Annotated in this window: 13 protein-coding genes and 1 pseudogene; 9 read left to right on the top strand and 5 right to left on the bottom strand. The window is 70.7% G+C overall.

Annotated features, from left to right (window positions below; translation table 11 throughout):
• Positions 1-465: 465 nt before the first annotated feature.
• Positions 466-1,758: an MFS transporter gene (locus ACEZDG_RS08445; RefSeq protein WP_380504766.1), complete on the bottom strand. Its 1,293-nt coding sequence runs from the start codon at positions 1,756-1,758 to the stop codon at positions 466-468.
• A gap of 79 nt (positions 1,759-1,837) precedes the next feature.
• Between ACEZDG_RS08445 and ACEZDG_RS08440 the strand changes: the two are divergent.
• A pseudogene (locus tag ACEZDG_RS08440) lies at positions 1,838-2,062 on the top strand (cation:dicarboxylate symporter family transporter); the annotation flags it as partial.
• A gap of 5 nt (positions 2,063-2,067) precedes the next feature.
• Here ACEZDG_RS08440 and ACEZDG_RS08435 read toward each other — a convergent pair.
• The gene (locus ACEZDG_RS08435; protein ID WP_380504763.1) at positions 2,068-2,784 is read right to left on the bottom strand and encodes a hypothetical protein; all 717 of its coding nucleotides are present in this window, start codon (positions 2,782-2,784) and stop codon (positions 2,068-2,070) included.
• Between the two features lie 204 nt (positions 2,785-2,988).
• On the opposite strand from ACEZDG_RS08435, the gene ACEZDG_RS08430 reads away from it, so the two are divergent.
• From ACEZDG_RS08430 to ACEZDG_RS08420, 3 genes are all read left to right on the top strand, one after another.
• Positions 2,989-3,288, top strand: a complete 300-nt coding sequence (locus ACEZDG_RS08430) for a thiamine-binding protein (RefSeq protein WP_380504760.1) — start codon at positions 2,989-2,991, stop codon at positions 3,286-3,288.
• A gap of 365 nt (positions 3,289-3,653) precedes the next feature.
• Positions 3,654-4,085, top strand: coding sequence for a hypothetical protein (locus ACEZDG_RS08425; protein ID WP_380504757.1), 432 nt, complete (start codon positions 3,654-3,656; stop codon positions 4,083-4,085).
• A 219-nt stretch (positions 4,086-4,304) separates the two neighbouring features.
• On the top strand, positions 4,305-4,979 hold the full coding sequence (locus ACEZDG_RS08420; protein ID WP_380504754.1) for a class I SAM-dependent methyltransferase: 675 nt from the start codon (positions 4,305-4,307) through the stop codon (positions 4,977-4,979).
• A 28-nt stretch (positions 4,980-5,007) separates the two neighbouring features.
• Here the strand turns inward: ACEZDG_RS08420 and ACEZDG_RS08415 are convergent, their stop codons facing one another.
• A complete protein-coding gene (locus tag ACEZDG_RS08415) occupies positions 5,008-5,844 on the bottom strand; it encodes a TetR/AcrR family transcriptional regulator (RefSeq protein ID WP_380504751.1) in 837 nt (278 codons plus the stop codon).
• Positions 5,845-6,064: 220 nt separating this feature from the next.
• Between ACEZDG_RS08415 and ACEZDG_RS08410 the strand changes: the two genes are divergently transcribed.
• Positions 6,065-7,639 carry an MFS transporter gene (locus tag ACEZDG_RS08410; RefSeq protein WP_380504748.1) on the top strand — a complete coding sequence of 525 codons (1,575 nt, stop codon included), beginning with the start codon at positions 6,065-6,067 and terminating at the stop codon, positions 7,637-7,639.
• Positions 7,640-7,695: 56 nt separating this feature from the next.
• Here ACEZDG_RS08410 and ACEZDG_RS08405 read toward each other — a convergent pair whose 3' ends face one another.
• Complete coding sequence (locus tag ACEZDG_RS08405) at positions 7,696-8,097, bottom strand: VOC family protein (protein WP_380504746.1); 402 nt, start codon at positions 8,095-8,097, stop codon at positions 7,696-7,698.
• 585 nt (positions 8,098-8,682) lie between these two features.
• Between ACEZDG_RS08405 and ACEZDG_RS08400 the strand changes: the two genes are divergently transcribed.
• Entirely contained in the window at positions 8,683-9,966 is a 1,284-nt protein-coding gene (locus tag ACEZDG_RS08400; RefSeq protein ID WP_380504743.1) for a helix-turn-helix domain-containing protein, read from the top strand.
• A gap of 193 nt (positions 9,967-10,159) precedes the next feature.
• On the opposite strand, the gene ACEZDG_RS08395 is transcribed toward ACEZDG_RS08400, so the two are convergent.
• Positions 10,160-10,363, bottom strand: a complete 204-nt coding sequence (locus tag ACEZDG_RS08395; protein WP_034088937.1) for a cold-shock protein — start codon at positions 10,361-10,363, stop codon at positions 10,160-10,162.
• A 238-nt stretch (positions 10,364-10,601) separates the two neighbouring features.
• On the opposite strand from ACEZDG_RS08395, the gene ACEZDG_RS08390 reads away from it, so the two are divergent.
• From ACEZDG_RS08390 to mqnC, 3 genes are all read left to right on the top strand, one after another.
• Entirely contained in the window at positions 10,602-11,480 is an 879-nt protein-coding gene (locus ACEZDG_RS08390) for a menaquinone biosynthetic enzyme MqnA/MqnD family protein (protein WP_380504739.1), read from the top strand.
• 34 nt (positions 11,481-11,514) lie between these two features.
• A complete protein-coding gene (locus tag ACEZDG_RS08385; protein ID WP_380504736.1) occupies positions 11,515-13,311 on the top strand; it encodes a serine/threonine-protein kinase in 1,797 nt (598 codons plus the stop codon).
• A 69-nt stretch (positions 13,312-13,380) separates the two neighbouring features.
• Positions 13,381-14,595 carry a cyclic dehypoxanthinyl futalosine synthase gene (mqnC, locus tag ACEZDG_RS08380; protein WP_380504734.1) on the top strand — a complete coding sequence of 405 codons (1,215 nt, stop codon included), beginning with the start codon at positions 13,381-13,383 and terminating at the stop codon, positions 14,593-14,595.
• The last annotated feature ends 6 nt before the right edge of the window (positions 14,596-14,601 follow it).

The following is a 14,601-nucleotide window of genomic DNA, read 5'->3' as shown; positions in this document are numbered from 1 at the left end:
CGGCAGGCCCCGCTGTGCGGTGCGGTTTCCGCTGTGCGGCAGGCCCCGCTGTGCGGTGCGGTTTCCGCTGTGCGGCAGGCCCCGCTGTGCGGTGCGGTTTCCGCTGTGCGGCAGGCCCCGCTGTGCGGTGCGGTTTCCGCTGTGCGGCAGGCCCCGCTGCGCGGTGCGGTTTCCGCTGCGCGGTGCGGTTTCCGCTGCGCGGTGCGGCCTGTCTGTAGCGTCAGTCACTTCACGTCAGCGCGCCGCGCTGCTCGTAGCGCCTGTTCTTTCGCGCCCACGGGCCCACGCTCACGCGCGCAACGCCGGACAGGGGCGGGGCCCTGTCGCTGCTCGTGACTGGGTGGCACGGGGAAATGGTCGCCTGCTTGCCGGCACAGCCGACGCTGGCCGCCGCAGCAGCTCCCCCACCTCAGTCAGCCGCACCTACGTGGCGCAGCTGGGGTGTTGGCTCCCCGCGGGGGCACCTCAGCCGGCGTGAGCCGGTGCCCCCGCAGCCCCCACCTCGGCCTCAGCTCCTACCCCTGCCCCTGCCCCAACCCCCGCCGACTTCGCTTCCGCTTCCGCCTCCGCGCTAGCGGCCAGCACCCGCCGCGCCGCGAGCAACAGCAGTGCGCCTGCGGTTATCCCGCCGACCGCGACGCCGGCCGCTCCGCGGAGCGAGTCCGAGACGACGGCCCCGGACACCGCGGAGCCCAGCGCGTTGCCCGTCGCGAACAGGGTGACCAGCCAGGCGAACGCCTCGGTCGTGGTGCCCGCCGGCGCCAACTCGGCTATCAGCACGAACGCGGCAGCGAGCAGCGGGGCCAGGCCGAGGCCGGAGACAAAGGCGGCCACCCCCATCGCACCCGGTCCGGGGACCAGCAGCAGCGGCAGGTAGCAGAGCGCCATCGCCCCGGCCAGGGCCCAGGTGCGGGTGGCGGTCGGCGCGGACCACCGGATGGCGCCGTAGCCGAGCGCGCCGAGCAGCCCGGCCAGGGCCGCCAGCGCGAGCAGCGCGCCCGCCCCGCCCGGAATGCCCGGATGGGCCTGGGCGTAGGCGACGAACAGGATGTTCTGCGCGCCCACGGACCACCCGGTCCCGGCGAAGGCGAGCAACAGCAGCACCAACCCGGGCGAACGCAGCGGCCCAAGCCACCCGCTCCGTACCTTTCCTGACGCTCCGTCCCCGGTGAGGGCAGGCGCCCGCCAGGCCCGGGCCGGCCCCGAGGTGGCGACTGCGAGCGTGCCCAGCAGACCCAGCCCCGCGGCCAGCCACAACGCGGCGGCCGGGCTGCCGACCGCCGCGACCCCGGCCACCAGCAGCGGCCCGGCCACGTACAGCACCTGCTGCGACGCGGAGTCCAGCGCGTACGCGGTCTCCAGCGCGTCCGGGGCGACGATGTCGGGCCAGAGCGAGCGCAGGCACGGTTCGAGCGGGGGCATGGCGAGCCCGGCGAGCGCCGCCCCGGCCATCGCCGCGGCGGGGTCCCGCGGCGCCATGGCCAGGACCGCGTAGCCGCACGCGGCGACCGCGGCGGAGGCGAGCAGCACCCGCGGCTGGCCGACCCGGTCCACGGCCCGTCCGAGCACCGGACCGCCGATCGCGGCGGCGATGGCGTACGCGGCGGTGGTCAGCCCGATCTGCGAGTACGGCGCACCGGCCGCGTGCAGGGCGAGGGCGACGGCGACGACGGTCATCCCGGCGGGCAGGCGTCCGGTGAGGGTGCCCAGCAGCAGACGCGCGACCTGGGGGCTGCGCAGGACAGTGAGGTAGCCCACGAAGGCCGGTCTCCTCGGGTGGGGTGCGAGTGGAGTTGACTCCTCAAGTTATACGTATAACCATTCAAGCGCAAAACCCGAAGGCGTCGGCCTGCTGATCGCCATCGACCCGATCCTGGACATGATGCGCACGGCAGCAAACGTCGCCGGCCAGTCCGTCGCCCTGATCCTGGTCGTCGCCCGCGAGGGCACCCTCGACCGGGCCGCCTTCGCGTCCCCCAAGGGCGACTTCGACCTTCATCGAGGCCTGCTGGAGTTGGCCTGCAGCAGTATCTGTCTGTGCCGACTCCGTGCGTCGTCTTGAAACGATCAGTGGACCAGTGCGCGCACAGCAACTCGTATGTGATCGAAGGGAGCGATGACGTTCAGCCCGGGTCCGGGTAGCACCACGCCCAAGCACACCAGCTTCCACTCACCCTCACCGCGTGGGAGGCCAATGAAGACAGGGGCCCCGACGCAACCGTCGGGCATCGCCCGATCCCAGCGCAGAGTGCCATCGACGCCCCGTGAGACGCTACCGACGACGACCACCTGAAGACGTTCCCCCGCCGGACCGACGTCATGACCGAGTACAAGGGACGCCACGGGGGCGGATCCAATCACTGCCAGGTCGGCAGGCGTGGCACCGATGCCTTCCGTCACTTCGTCGGTAGCCCACTGCCAGCCCTTGCGCGCTGCGTGCTGATGCAGGCCTTCGCTGGGCATCACGGAGACCCCGAGCGCTGCCAGTGCGGTCCACTGGTCCTCGAAGTCGGGCATCAAGAGCAGTTCAGCACTCATCTGCGGCTGGCACAGTTCGGGCCTCAGCGTCCACTGAGCGAGCGTGAAGTGGGTGCCAGCCGTGGCTGTCACCAGGTATTGGCGCACTTGTTCTGTACCCGGTGTTGCATCGACAAGGTCGTTGTACCAGAAGGCGGTTGCATAGTGATCGCCAGTGTGGGCCTGCTGGAAGGGCAGAGTAGCCCTTCCAGCGTTGCGGACAACCGCATCGACGAGCAGCTTGGTCGGGGGGGAGGTCTCGGACATGGCAGCCGAGCGTACTTGCATGTTCTCGAGCCAGCGAGCGACTTTGCGACTGCGGCGTGGGGTACCCAGGGCCGTCGGTCGGCATCCCGGGGCCTCCATGCTAGGTCAAGGGGGTTGGCCATGGGATGTCCGTTATGGTGCCCCGGTGTGGTTCTGCGCCGTGCGGCAGGCGTGGGGTTCGGGGCCGCCGGAATGGGGTCCCTGATGATTGTCGCGTTTTCCGTCACCCCGGTGGGTATTGGCGAAGACGTCGGAGAGGCAGTGGCTGACGCTGTCCGGGTTGTTCGTGCGAGCGGGCTGCCGAACCACACGGATGCGATGTTCACCAGCATCGAGGGGGAGTGGGACGAGGTGATGGCGGTGGTCAAACTCGCGGTGGAGGCCGTGAAGTTGAAGGCCGGCCGGGTGAGCGTCGTGCTGAAGGCGGACATCCGCGAGGGAGTCACCGACGGGCTGACCTCCAAAGTGGCCACGATCGAACGGCATTTGGGCGCGAGCAGCTAGTTGCACTGCCCCGTTTGTGGAGGGTGCCTGGACGCGCGCCCAGACTCCGGCGGTGGTGGCAGCGTGCTTGCGCTCGGCGGGCGAGCGGGCAGATGGCAGCGGGCAGGGGCGGCGCACGGCACTGGCCTTGAGTGACCCTCATTTTCTTTGCATTGTTTTGCCCGGCATGGGCAGAAAGTTAATTTTCCGCACATTTTCAATAATTGGGTCCATTTATCCAAGTGTTGCAGGATGGCATGAAGGAGGTTAATGGCATTGCGTGCGCAGGATGGATGTGTGCATACTGACGATCGATCGCAGGTGGCAATCGCCGCCTGGGTCAATTCCTCTTGGTTGCTTTGATCGGCAGTAAAGGGAGTTCTCCTGTGATTCGAAACAAGCTTGCCCGCGTCGCTCTGCTCGCTCTCGCGGTTCCTGTGGTCTCGTTGGCCACTTCGCTTCCGGCGAGTGCTGCGAGCTCTGCCACCATCACTCCCTTTTCGTCCGGGGGCGGCTGTTCAACGAACTCGGCCGACGGCAACAAGGCGGAAGGGTGCATCAGTGCATCCGGCTCGCTGGTCAAGGGTGACGCTTACGTCATCACGGCCGGCGACTGCGTCAGCACGACTCTGACGCTCTGGGACCTTACGGCGAACACGTCCCACACGGTCAACGGGAACTGCGCACTCGGCCACCACGGCGTGATTTCGATTACGGGCGTCAAGGGTCACAAGTACGCGACGTATTTCTACATCAACTACCGGGAGACCGCGACCTGGCTGAACTCGTGGAGCCCGACTCTCACCTTCAGCAACTGATTGAGAGGCTGAAGAGCCTTTATGGCGGCCCATCGAATTGGCTGATGGGCCGCCGTTCCTTGAGAGACTTTGGGGACGAGCGGTTCCCCTTGCGGCGGGGGCGGCGGACGGCAGCTTGGCTGCAGCGGTCGACGTACCGCGCCGTGGCGGATGGGTCAGGATCCGTGTCGCGGGCCAGGCCGTCGAGGGGCAGTCGCGCCAGGAGCTACGGTCGCGAGCATGGTTGAACACGATGCCCTCAGTGTCACCCGCGAGGCATACGACGCTGCTGCCCTCATCTACGCACAGCGGTTCCGTGACGCGCTGCAGGACAGACCCCTGGACCGCGCGATCTTGAGTGCCTTCGCCGAGGTCGTGGGTGCGGGTGCGAGTGCGAGTGGGAACGGCCAAGTCGCGGATCTGGGGTGTGGGCCCGGCCATATCACCGCCTACTTGGACGAGTTGGGGCTGGCAGCCTTTGGCGTTGACGCTTCGTCGGCGATGATCGAGCTGGCTCGCGAGGCCTATCCGGGCCTGCGGTTCGACGTGGGCTCGATGGCCGCGTTGAACATCGCCGACGGTGTGCTGGGCGGCGTACTGTCGCGCTGGTCGATCATCCACACCCCGCCGCAAGAACTCCCCTTGATCCTGGCGGAGTTCCACCGCGTGCTGGCACCTGGGGGCCATCTTCTGGTCGGCTTCTCGGCCAGCGATGGTCCGGTCCCACCGACTCAGGTCTTCGATCACACAGTCGCCCCGGCCTACCGGTGGTCGCCGGATCACCTCGCCGGGATGCTGCGCGAGGCCGGATTGGCCGAGGTGGCCCGGATGGTTCGCGAGCCTCAACCCACCGACCAACGGCAGTTCCAGGAGATTCACCTGCTCGCCCGCAAAGCCGAGGCAGGGGCCGCGTAGCCAACCTCTGCGGAGCAGCACTGGCTGCCTAGCTCGGGAGGCGTAGGGCCAGGCCGTCGAGGACGGCTTGCAGGCCGTAGTTGAACTTGTCGTCGCGGATCCCGGCGGGGTCGGGGGGCGCGGGGGCGGAGTAGGCGTCGGCGAGGTGGCTGTGCGGGGCGGCGGCCTGCTGCGCGGCGGGCATGAGGTGGGCGACGAACGCGGCCTCGGTCTCGCCGGAGCGGGCGACCGTGGTGAGCCAGGCGGCCTCGGTGGTGCTCATGCCGATGACGTACGCCAGCAGGGTGTCGATCGCCCGACCCGGCTCGGGGAAGCCGGCGGAGGTGAACAGGGTGGCCAACTGCTCGGAGTAGGACATCAGGTTGGGACCCAGGTAGGCGAGGCCCGCCTGACCGAGGACCGAGGCGAGCCAGGGGTGGCGCAGGGCCGTCGCCCGGAAGGACCGGGCGGCCTCGATGGTGGCGGCCCGCCAGTCGCCCCAGGCGGGGGCGGCGAGGGTGCCCGGGGCGACGGCGTCAGGGTTGGCGGTGGCCGGGTGGGTGGCGCGGGGGGTGGGGGAGCCGTCCCGGCCGTCCTCCGGGGCGGAGTCCGCGGGCGGGACGGTGATCTCGGCGAAGACCTCGTCCACCGCGAGCTCCATCAGCTCGTCCTTGGTGGCGACGTGGCGGTAGAGAGAGGTCGCGCCGGCGTTCAGGCGGGAGCCGAGCTTGCGCATGCTGAGTGCCTCGGTGCCCTCCGCGTCCAGCATGGCGATCGCCTCGCGGACGATCGCGGTCCGGCTCAGCGCGGGCTGGTCGGGCTCGCGCTGCTGCCGGGTCCACACGGACGGGATCGGGTTCGGGCTCGGGTTGGTCCTGGCGGCCACGGCGCTCCTCGATGCGTGTAGGGCGTGCATGCAGGTGTGCCTGCACGCAGGCGTGCAGGCGTGTGGGGTACGGCGCGCAGCGCCACGGCGCCACGGCGCACGCCGTGTGGCGTACAGCGTTCGCATCCAGCGTACAGGAAGGGGCATTGCGCACACTGTTCCTCTGTGCGTACAGTGTTCCCATCGAAGGAACGGTGTACGCATCTGGGAGGGAAGCCCCATGGAAAGCCGCAATCCACGTCGCTGGTGGATCCTGGTCGTGCTGTGCCTCAGCTCGATGGTCCTGGTGATCGACAGCATGGCGCTGACCGTGGCGGTGCCGTCGATGACCGCGGACATCGGCGCGAGCGCCCAGGACACGCAGTGGATCCTCGACTCCTACATCCTGGTCTTCGCCGGGCTCCTGCTCGCCGCCGGCAGCCTCGGTGACCGGTTCGGCCGCCGGAAGATCATGATCATCGGCCTGCTGCTCTTCGGGGCGGCGTCACTGGCCGCGACCTTCTGTGCGACTCCGGGCGAGGTGATCGCCGCGCGGATCACCATGGGTGTCGGCGGGGCGCTGATCATGCCCTCGACGCTGTCGATCCTCATCACCGTCTTCGACGACGAGGAACGCGGCAAGGCGATGGCGGCCTGGAGCTCGGTGTCGATGCTCGGCCTGGTCGGCAGCCCGGTGCTGGGCGGCGTGCTGATCGCCCACTTCTCCTGGCACTCGATCTTCTTCCTCAATGTGCCGGTCGTGGTGCTGGCTGTGCTGGCGGGACTCATCCTGATGCCGGAGTCGAAGGGGCCGTGGCAGAAGCCCGACCCGCTCGGTGCGGTGCTGTCAGCGGTCGGGATGACCGCGCTGATCTGGTGGATCATCGGGATCCCGCAGCACGGCGCCTTCGACGGCTGGTCGGCGATCACCCTGGCGGTCGCGGTCGTCGCCCTGGTCGGGTTCGTGGTCTGGGAGAACATCACCCCCGCGCCGATGGCACCGCTGGTCCTGTTCAGGCACCGCAACTTCAGCGGCGGCTCCTTGTCGCTGACCCTGGTGCAGATCGGCAACGGCGGCCTGCTGCTGGTGCTGACCCAGTACCTGCAGTTTGTGCTCGGCTACTCGCCGGTGAAGGCGGGCCTCGCGTTCGTACCGCTGGCCGTCGCCGCCCTGGCCGGCAACACGCTGGGCATGAAGCTCGCCGCGAAGACCGGCAACCGTCTGCTGGTACTGGCCGGGATGCTGGTCATGGCCGCCTCCTTCGCGCTGCTGACCACCGTCTCGGCCGACAGCGGCTTCACCGTCCCGGCGGTGGCGCTCGGACTGCTCGGCCTCGGCGCGGGGCTGGCGATGCCGGCCGCGGTCGGCGCGCTGATGGGCACGATCCCGGCGGAGCAGGCGGGCGCCGGCTCGGCGCTGAACGACACCATCCAGCAGGCCGGCACCGCGCTCGGCATTGCGATCCTGGGCTCGCTGCTGTCCAGCGGGTTTGCCCGCACGATGCCCGTCGACGTACCCGAGCAGGCCAGGCAGTCGATCGCCGGGGCGTTGGCCGCGGCCCACGGTGACAGCGGTCTGGTCCACGCCGCGCGGGAGGCCTTCACGGCCTCGATGTCGACCACCTTCACCATCAGCGCGATCGGGGTTGTCGCCGCCGCGATCCTGGCCACCCTGGTCATGCGCGACAGTAGGCCGGATCCCGCCACGGCGACGGAGCCGGAGCCCTTGACGGAGCCGGAGCCCCTCGACCGGGCGGAGGCTCCTGCCGCTCCGGCGGAGGCCCCCGCCCCGGCGACAGCCCCCGCTGGCGTCTGAACGAGACGTGTGAAGGCCGACGCCCTCCCTCCCGGGGGGCGTCGGCCTTGTCGTCGTTACGCGGACTGGTCGCGCAGGGCGAGCCACTCCTGGAGTTCGATCACATTCCCCTCGGGGTCCTCCAGGTACGCGACCCGCATGCGGTCGCCCATCGGGGCCGGCGCACGGGTGAACTCGGCTCCGCGGGAGGTGAGTTCGGCGTGGGTGGCGTCCAGATCGTCCACCCGCAGCACCACCAGGGCGCGGTGTCCCTGCGGGTCGGGGGCCAACTGGTCCAGCGTGCCTGCGATGGTGGTGCGGTCCTGCAGGGCGATTGCGGCGTGCCCGGTGTCGGGGGTGAGCTTGGCGTACGGGCCGTTCTCGGCCTCGAACTGCGGCTTCAGGCCGAGAATATCCCGGTAGAAGCGGTAGACGCTGGGGAAGTCGGACACCAGTAGGCGTATCTGGGTGAGCTCCATGGGCACCTTTTTAGCGGCTGCGGGCGGGCAGGTCGATCTGACTCCGCCTCAGCACTCCCTCTCAGCACTCCGCCTCAGCACTCCCTCTCAGTACGCTGCCTCAGCCGCGCCTCAGCTCCGCCTTAACCTCCGCCCAGCACCACACCCCAGCGCCATCCCCGAACCCCCTGCCCGAGAACTCCGGCTCAGCCCCGCCCCAGTACCCCGCCCCGGCCCGGCTCTCTGCACCTCGCCCGCCCGCCCGGGCGGACAACGCTGTCGGCGGACGCGTGGCGACTTCCCGCAACGGGCGCGTTCGGGGCGTCCGTGCTGACCGCCGTTGCGGGACCTGAACGTTGACACGCTGACGACAAGCGGCAGATACTGCGAGCCAGGCAACGTGGGTTGTCTTTGTTCGAGCAAATTATGCGCAGACACTTCACTTCGGGGGGATGTGAATCTCCGGAATCTGCCATCGAATACTGGCAATTGTCAGAGCTACCTCGGTGACAGAAGATTCGGACCGGCGCAGGAGGTTTCATGACCGCTGTGGTGCCCGCGAATCCCCCATTGCGCCCGCCCGTGAACGGCCTGGCGAATTCCTTTGTGCGGGACCGGCCTTGGGCGGCGCTGCCGCAGGGGCTCGCAGCGCTGATCCGGGCCGAGAATGTACGGCTCGGGCCGGAGATCGTCCGGGAGATACGCCGTCAGATACCGGAGTACGCGCGGCCCCTGGGCGGCGGCTTCGGGGTCGGGATCCAGCGCGGGGCGACCCGGGCGCTGGCGCAGTTCGCTGAGCTGATCGCGGACGACGCGGCACCGCCTGAGGAGTCCCTGCAGGTGTACCGGGCGCTGGGCCGGGGGGAGTGGCAGGAGGGGCGCAGCCTGGACGCGCTGCAGGCTGCCTACCGGCTCGGCGGACGTCTGGCCTGGCGGCGGTATGCGCAGGTGGCACGGCGTGCCGGGATGCCGCCGGCGGCGACGGCGGTGCTGGCGGAGGCGATCTTCGCGCATATCGACGAGATGGCCGCGGCCTCGGTGGAGGGGTACAGCGAGGCGCGGGCCGATGCGGTCGGCACCCTGCGGCGGTCCCGGCGCAGGCTGGTGGAGCTGCTGACCGAGGGCGCCTCGATGGCGGTGCTGGTCGAGGCGGCCCGGTCGGCGCGCTGGGAGCTGCCGGAGCGGATCGCCGCGGTGGCGCTGGCCTCGAGCGGCAGCGGCAGCAATGGCAACAGCAACGGCAGCAGTATCGGCAACGGCGGCGGCAGTGCCACCAGCGGTGGCGGGTCCGGCGCCGAGGGTTATGCGGCGGTCGCGGCGGGGCTGCGGCCGTTGGCGTTCGCGCTGGCCGAGTTGGAGGGTCCTGAGCCGTGCCTGTACCTGGCCGACCCGGAGCTGCCGGGGCGCCGCGAGCAGGTGGGACGGGTGCTGGCCGACCGCCGGGCCGTGCTCGGGCCGGTGGTCCCGGTCGGGCAGGCGGGGCAGTCGCTGCGCTGGGCCCGTACCGTCGCGGCGCGGGGGACGGGACGGGGGGCGGCGGGCGCCGCTCCGGGGCTGCTGCGCTGTGACGAGCGGCTCTCCTCGGTGCTGCTGCTGGGGGACGAGGAACTGGTGCGGCTGCTGGCCGCGCGTCGGCTGGCGCCGCTGGACGGGCTGACCGAGAAGCGCCGGCACCGGCTGGAGGCAACCCTGCTGGTGTGGCTGGAGAGCTCGCGCGGCAGCGCGCCGGAGGTGGCCGAGCGGCTGGGCCTGCACCCGCAGACCGCGCGGCAGCGGATGCGCAAGATCGAGGAGCTGTTCGGCCCGGCGCTGACGGATCCCGACGCCCGCTTCGAGATCGAACTGGCCCTGCGGGGCCGGGAGTTGATGGACGGTCCGGCCGAAGCGTAACCCGCCGGGGGGCCAGCCGGCGGCGGGCGTGGCCGGCCCGAGGGGCGGGCGAAGGACAGCCGGCCAGGGCAAGGCAGAGGGCCCGTCGTCGCTGCAGCGGCGCGGGCCCCCTTGGGGTGGTGCTGCGGAAGCCACCGGACGATCAGATGCCCCGACCGGGTCCGGTCAGGAGCTGGTGATCATTGGTTGGATGTCAGACCGGGGTGACGTTCTCCGCCTGCGGGCCCTTCGGACCCTGCGTGACGTCGAACTCCACGGGCTGGTTCTCCTCAAGCGAGCGGAAGCCGCTCGCGTTGATGGCGGAGTAGTGGACGAAGACGTCGGGGCCGCCGCCGTCCTGGGCGATGAAGCCGAAGCCCTTCTCGGCGTTGAACCACTTGACGGTTCCGGTCGCCATACCGTTCTCCTTGCGAGGGACGTAAAGGACACCACACCTCGTGATGCCCGGTCCGCTGCGCTGATCGCCCCGCCTTCAGGTACTTCTTTACAAAGCTCTGAAAACTACAGAAGCCCGCGGTCACATGCTCCGCAGGCTTGAGTACTGCATGGGAAATCAAACTGCAACTGCGGAAACCCTAGCACGCAGTTCCGGGCCCGGCCAGGGAAGATCTAAGTCCGCGGTCTACTGTGCTGGTGTGGATACATACACCGAGCGTGACGGCGACTCCGACTCCGGCAACCTGGACGGACGGAGCCGCCCTCGGGTGGGACACATCCAGTTCCTGAACTGCCTGCCCATCTACTGGGGCCTGGCCCGTACCGGCACCCTCTTCGACCTCGACCTGCGCAAGGACACCCCCGAGCGGTTGAGCGACCAACTGGTCGCCGGTGATCTGGACATCTCCCCGATCACCTGCGTCGAGTACCTGCGCAACGCCGACCAACTGGTGGTGCTGCCCAATATCGCGGTCGGCAGCGACGGTCCGGTGGAGTCCTGCGTGATCGTCAGCCAGGTGCCGCTGGACCAACTGGACGGCCGCCGGGTCGCGCTGGGCTCGACCAGCCGCACGTCCGTGCGGCTGGCGCAGCTGCTGCTCGCCGAGCAGTACCAGGTCCGGCCCGACTACTACAGCTGCCCGCCCGACCTCGCCGTGATGATGCAGGAGGCCGACGCCGCCGTCCTGATCGGGGACGCCGCGCTGCGCGCCACCATGCACGACGGCCCCCGGCTCGGCCTGGACGTGCACGACCTCGGCGCGATGTGGAAGGACTGGACCGGGCTGCCCTTCGTCTTCGCGGTCTGGGCCGTCCGCCGCGACTTCCTGGCCCGCGAGCCGGAGACGGTGCGCGAGGTGCACCGCGCCTTCCTGGACTCGCGCGACCTCTCCATGTCCGAGGTCGACAAGGTCGCCGAGCAGACCGCCCGTTGGGAGGTCTTCGACCAGGAGGTGCTGCGCCGCTACTTCGCCGAAGCGCTGGACTTCTCCTTCGGCGAGCGGCAGCTCGCCGGGATGCGCGAGTTCGCCCGGCGGATCGGGGCGAGCACCGAGCACGTCGAGGTGCTGGAAAGCTGACGGATCATCCGCCGGACGGCCATGATGGTGTGCCATGGAACCGTTGGGGGCGGGAGATCCGCGGCAGATAGGTGCATACCGGCTGCTGGGGCGGCTCGGCGCGGGCGGAATGGGCCGGGTCTACCTGGGGCGGACGGCCGGTGGCCGCACCGTCGCGGTGAAGGTGGTGCGCTCGGAACTGGCCGACGACACCGACTTCCGGGCCCGCTTCCGGCAGGAGGTCGCCGCCGCCCGACGGGTCGGCGGGGCCTGGACGGCGGCGGTGCTGGACGCCGACACCGAGAGCGAGCACCCGTGGGTCGCCACCGGCTACGTCCCCGGCCCCGGGCTGGACGCCGCCGTCCGGGACTTCGGGGTGCTGCCGGGCCCGTCGGTGCGGATGCTGGGCGTCGGCCTTGCGGACTCGCTGGCCGCCGTCCACGCCACCGGGCTGGTGCACCGCGACCTCAAGCCGTCCAATGTGCTGCTCACCCTGGACGGGCCCAGGCTGATCGACTTCGGCATCGCCCGGGCGCTGGACGCGGCCACCGCGCTGACCCGGTCCGGCTATGTGGTCGGCTCGCCCGGCTACATGTCGCCGGAGCAGGGCGCGGGGGAGCCCGCAGGGCCCGAGAGCGATGTGTTCTCGCTGGGCGGGGTGCTGGCGTACGCGGCCACCGGCGTCGGGCCCTTCGGCGACAGCGCGAGCGCGCCGGTGCTGCTCTACCGGGTGATGCACGAGCCGCCGCGGCTGGACGGGATGGCCGCGATGGCGGACGGGCCGCTGCGCGAGATCGTCGAGCACTGCCTGGCGAAGGACCCGGCGGACCGGCCGACGCCGGGGCAGCTGCGGGAGGCGCTGGGCGGGGTCGGCCCCGCGGACGGCTGGCTGCCGCCGCTGCTGGTCGCCTCGGTGGGGCGGCGCACGGCGGAACTGCTGGACCTGGAGACGGTGGGGGAGGGCGCGGCCCTGTCCGGGGGCGCGAGCGGGAGTTGGCCGGGGACGGGGCCGGGCGCGGGGTCGGGGGTGACCGGCGGCGGGTCGGTGGCGGGGTTCGGCCCGGCGCCGGTGATGGACGCCACGCCCGCCGGCGCGACGCCCGCGTTCGGCTACGGCGGGACCGGCGCGTTCGGCGGGACCGGCGGCTTCGCGCCGACCGACGCGACTCCGGCCGGCTATCAGCCGCCGTATCCGCCCCTCCCGGCGCCCGCAGCCGCGCCGGCCCGCAGTCGGCGGGCGCTGGTGGCGGTGGGCGCGGTGGTCGCGCTGGGGGTGCTGGCCGCCGTCCTGGTCCCGGTACTGAACGGGAACGGGTCGTCGGGCGGCGGGGGCGGTCCGACCGCCGGGTCGAGCAGCCCGACCGTCTCGGGGCAGACCACGGGGACCACGACCACGACCGCCGGCACCACGGGCACCGGCGGTTCGGACGGTTCCGGCGACGACTCGGTGCCGGTCCCGCCCGCTCCGCCGTCGCCCGGTCCGAGCAGCCCCAATGCCATCCCCGCGGTCTTCCTGGGCACCTGGACCGCGGTGATGACCACCTCGGACGGGCTGCTCAGCGAGCCCACCACGATCGCCATCCGGCCGGGAGCGGTCGGCGTGGAGAACACCACCAGCATCACCACCGTCACCGGCCTCAGCGCGGCCTGCCTCGGCGGCGAGGAACTGGTGTCCGCGACGGCGACCTCGATCACCTTCCACGACCGGCTGCTGCCGGGCAGCACCGCGGGCCTCTGCTCGGCCGGCACCGGCACCCAGGTCTTCACCCTCAACCCGGACGGCACCCTGCACCACCGGGACGACGCTCCGGGCAGCGGCAACCCCAGCGGGGACTTCCGCAAGGTGAAGTGAGGGGCTGGCGTAGTCTGAACGCTGTCTAGGTTCTAGACAGCGACAGTCGTGAGTGAGAGGACGCCCGAGGTGCTTGAAACCGCCCAGCCCCAGGAGACGGATCTTCAGGCTGTCCTCGACCGGGCCGCCGCCGGAGGGCGCATCACGCCCGAGGAGGCGCTGGAGCTCTACCGCCGCGCCCCCCTGCACGCCCTCGGCCGGGCCGCCGACGCCGCGCGCCGTCGCCGCTACGCCGGTACCGAGCACATCGCGACGTACATCATCGAACGCAATATCAACTACACCAATGTGTGTGTGACGGCCTGCAAGTTCTGCGCCTTCTACGCCGCTCCGAAGGACGTGGAGAAGGGCTGGTCGCGGGATCTCGAGGAGATCCTGCGCCGCTGCGCGGAGACGGTCGAGCTCGGCGGCACCCAGATCATGTTCCAGGGCGGCCACCACCCCGACTACGGGGTGGAGTACTACGAGCGGGCCTTCTCGGCGATCAAGAAGGACTTCCCGCAGCTGGTGATCCACTCCCTCGGCGCGTCCGAGGTCGAGCACATGTCGCGGATCTCCGGGGTCACCGCCGAGGAGGCGATCCGCCGGATCCACGCCGCCGGCCTCGACTCCTTCGCGGGCGCCGGCGCGGAGATGCTGCCCGAGCGGCCCCGTACCGCCATCGCGCCGCTCAAGGAGTCCGGCGAGCGCTGGCTGGAGATCATGGAGATCGCCCACGGCCTGGGCGTCGAGTCCACCTCCACCATGCTGATGGGCACCGGCGAGACCAACGCCGAGCGGATCGAGCACCTGCGGATGCTCCGCGACGTGCAGGACCGCACCGGCGGCTTCCGGGCCTTCATCCCGTACACGTACCAGCCGGAGAACAACAAGCTCAAGGGCCAGACCCAGGCCACGTTGTTCGAGTACCTGCGGCTGATCGCGGTGGCCCGGCTGTTCCTCGACAACATCGCCCACATCCAGGGCTCCTGGCTGACCGTCGGCAAGGAGATGGGCCAGCTGACGCTGCACTACGGGGCGGACGACCTGGGCTCGGTGATGCTGGAGGAGAACGTGGTCTCCTCGGCCGGCGCCAAGCACCGCTCCAACCGGATGGAGCTGATCAACCTGATCCGCTCGGCCGGACGCGTCCCGGCGCAGCGCGCGACCACCTACGAGCACCTGGTGATCCACGACGACCCGGCGAACGACCCGGTCAACGACCACGCGTACTCGCACATCGCCTCCACCGCGATCGTCGGGGGCACCGCGCACCCGGAGCTGAAGCTCCTCAACGCCAACTGACGCGGC

The organism is Streptacidiphilus alkalitolerans (assembly GCF_042511045.1).
GTDB lineage: Bacteria > Actinomycetota > Actinomycetes > Streptomycetales > Streptomycetaceae > Streptacidiphilus > Streptacidiphilus alkalitolerans.
This window is presented reverse-complemented; position numbering and strand designations above follow the sequence as displayed.

Excerpts from the sequence above, each read along its gene's own strand:
- ACEZDG_RS08410 (WP_380504748.1), top strand. The coding sequence starts at position 6,065 with ATGGAAAGCCGCAATCCACGTCGCTGGTGGATCCTGGTCGTGCTGTGC.
- ACEZDG_RS08435 (WP_380504763.1), bottom strand. The coding sequence starts at position 2,784 with ATGTCCGAGACCTCCCCCCCGACCAAGCTGCTCGTCGATGCGGTTGTC.
- ACEZDG_RS08430 (WP_380504760.1), top strand. The coding sequence starts at position 2,989 with ATGATTGTCGCGTTTTCCGTCACCCCGGTGGGTATTGGCGAAGACGTC.
- ACEZDG_RS08385 (WP_380504736.1), top strand. The coding sequence starts at position 11,515 with ATGGAACCGTTGGGGGCGGGAGATCCGCGGCAGATAGGTGCATACCGG.
- ACEZDG_RS08420 (WP_380504754.1), top strand. The coding sequence starts at position 4,305 with ATGGTTGAACACGATGCCCTCAGTGTCACCCGCGAGGCATACGACGCT.
- ACEZDG_RS08395 (WP_034088937.1), bottom strand. The coding sequence starts at position 10,363 with ATGGCGACCGGAACCGTCAAGTGGTTCAACGCCGAGAAGGGCTTCGGC.
- ACEZDG_RS08405 (WP_380504746.1), bottom strand. The coding sequence starts at position 8,097 with ATGGAGCTCACCCAGATACGCCTACTGGTGTCCGACTTCCCCAGCGTC.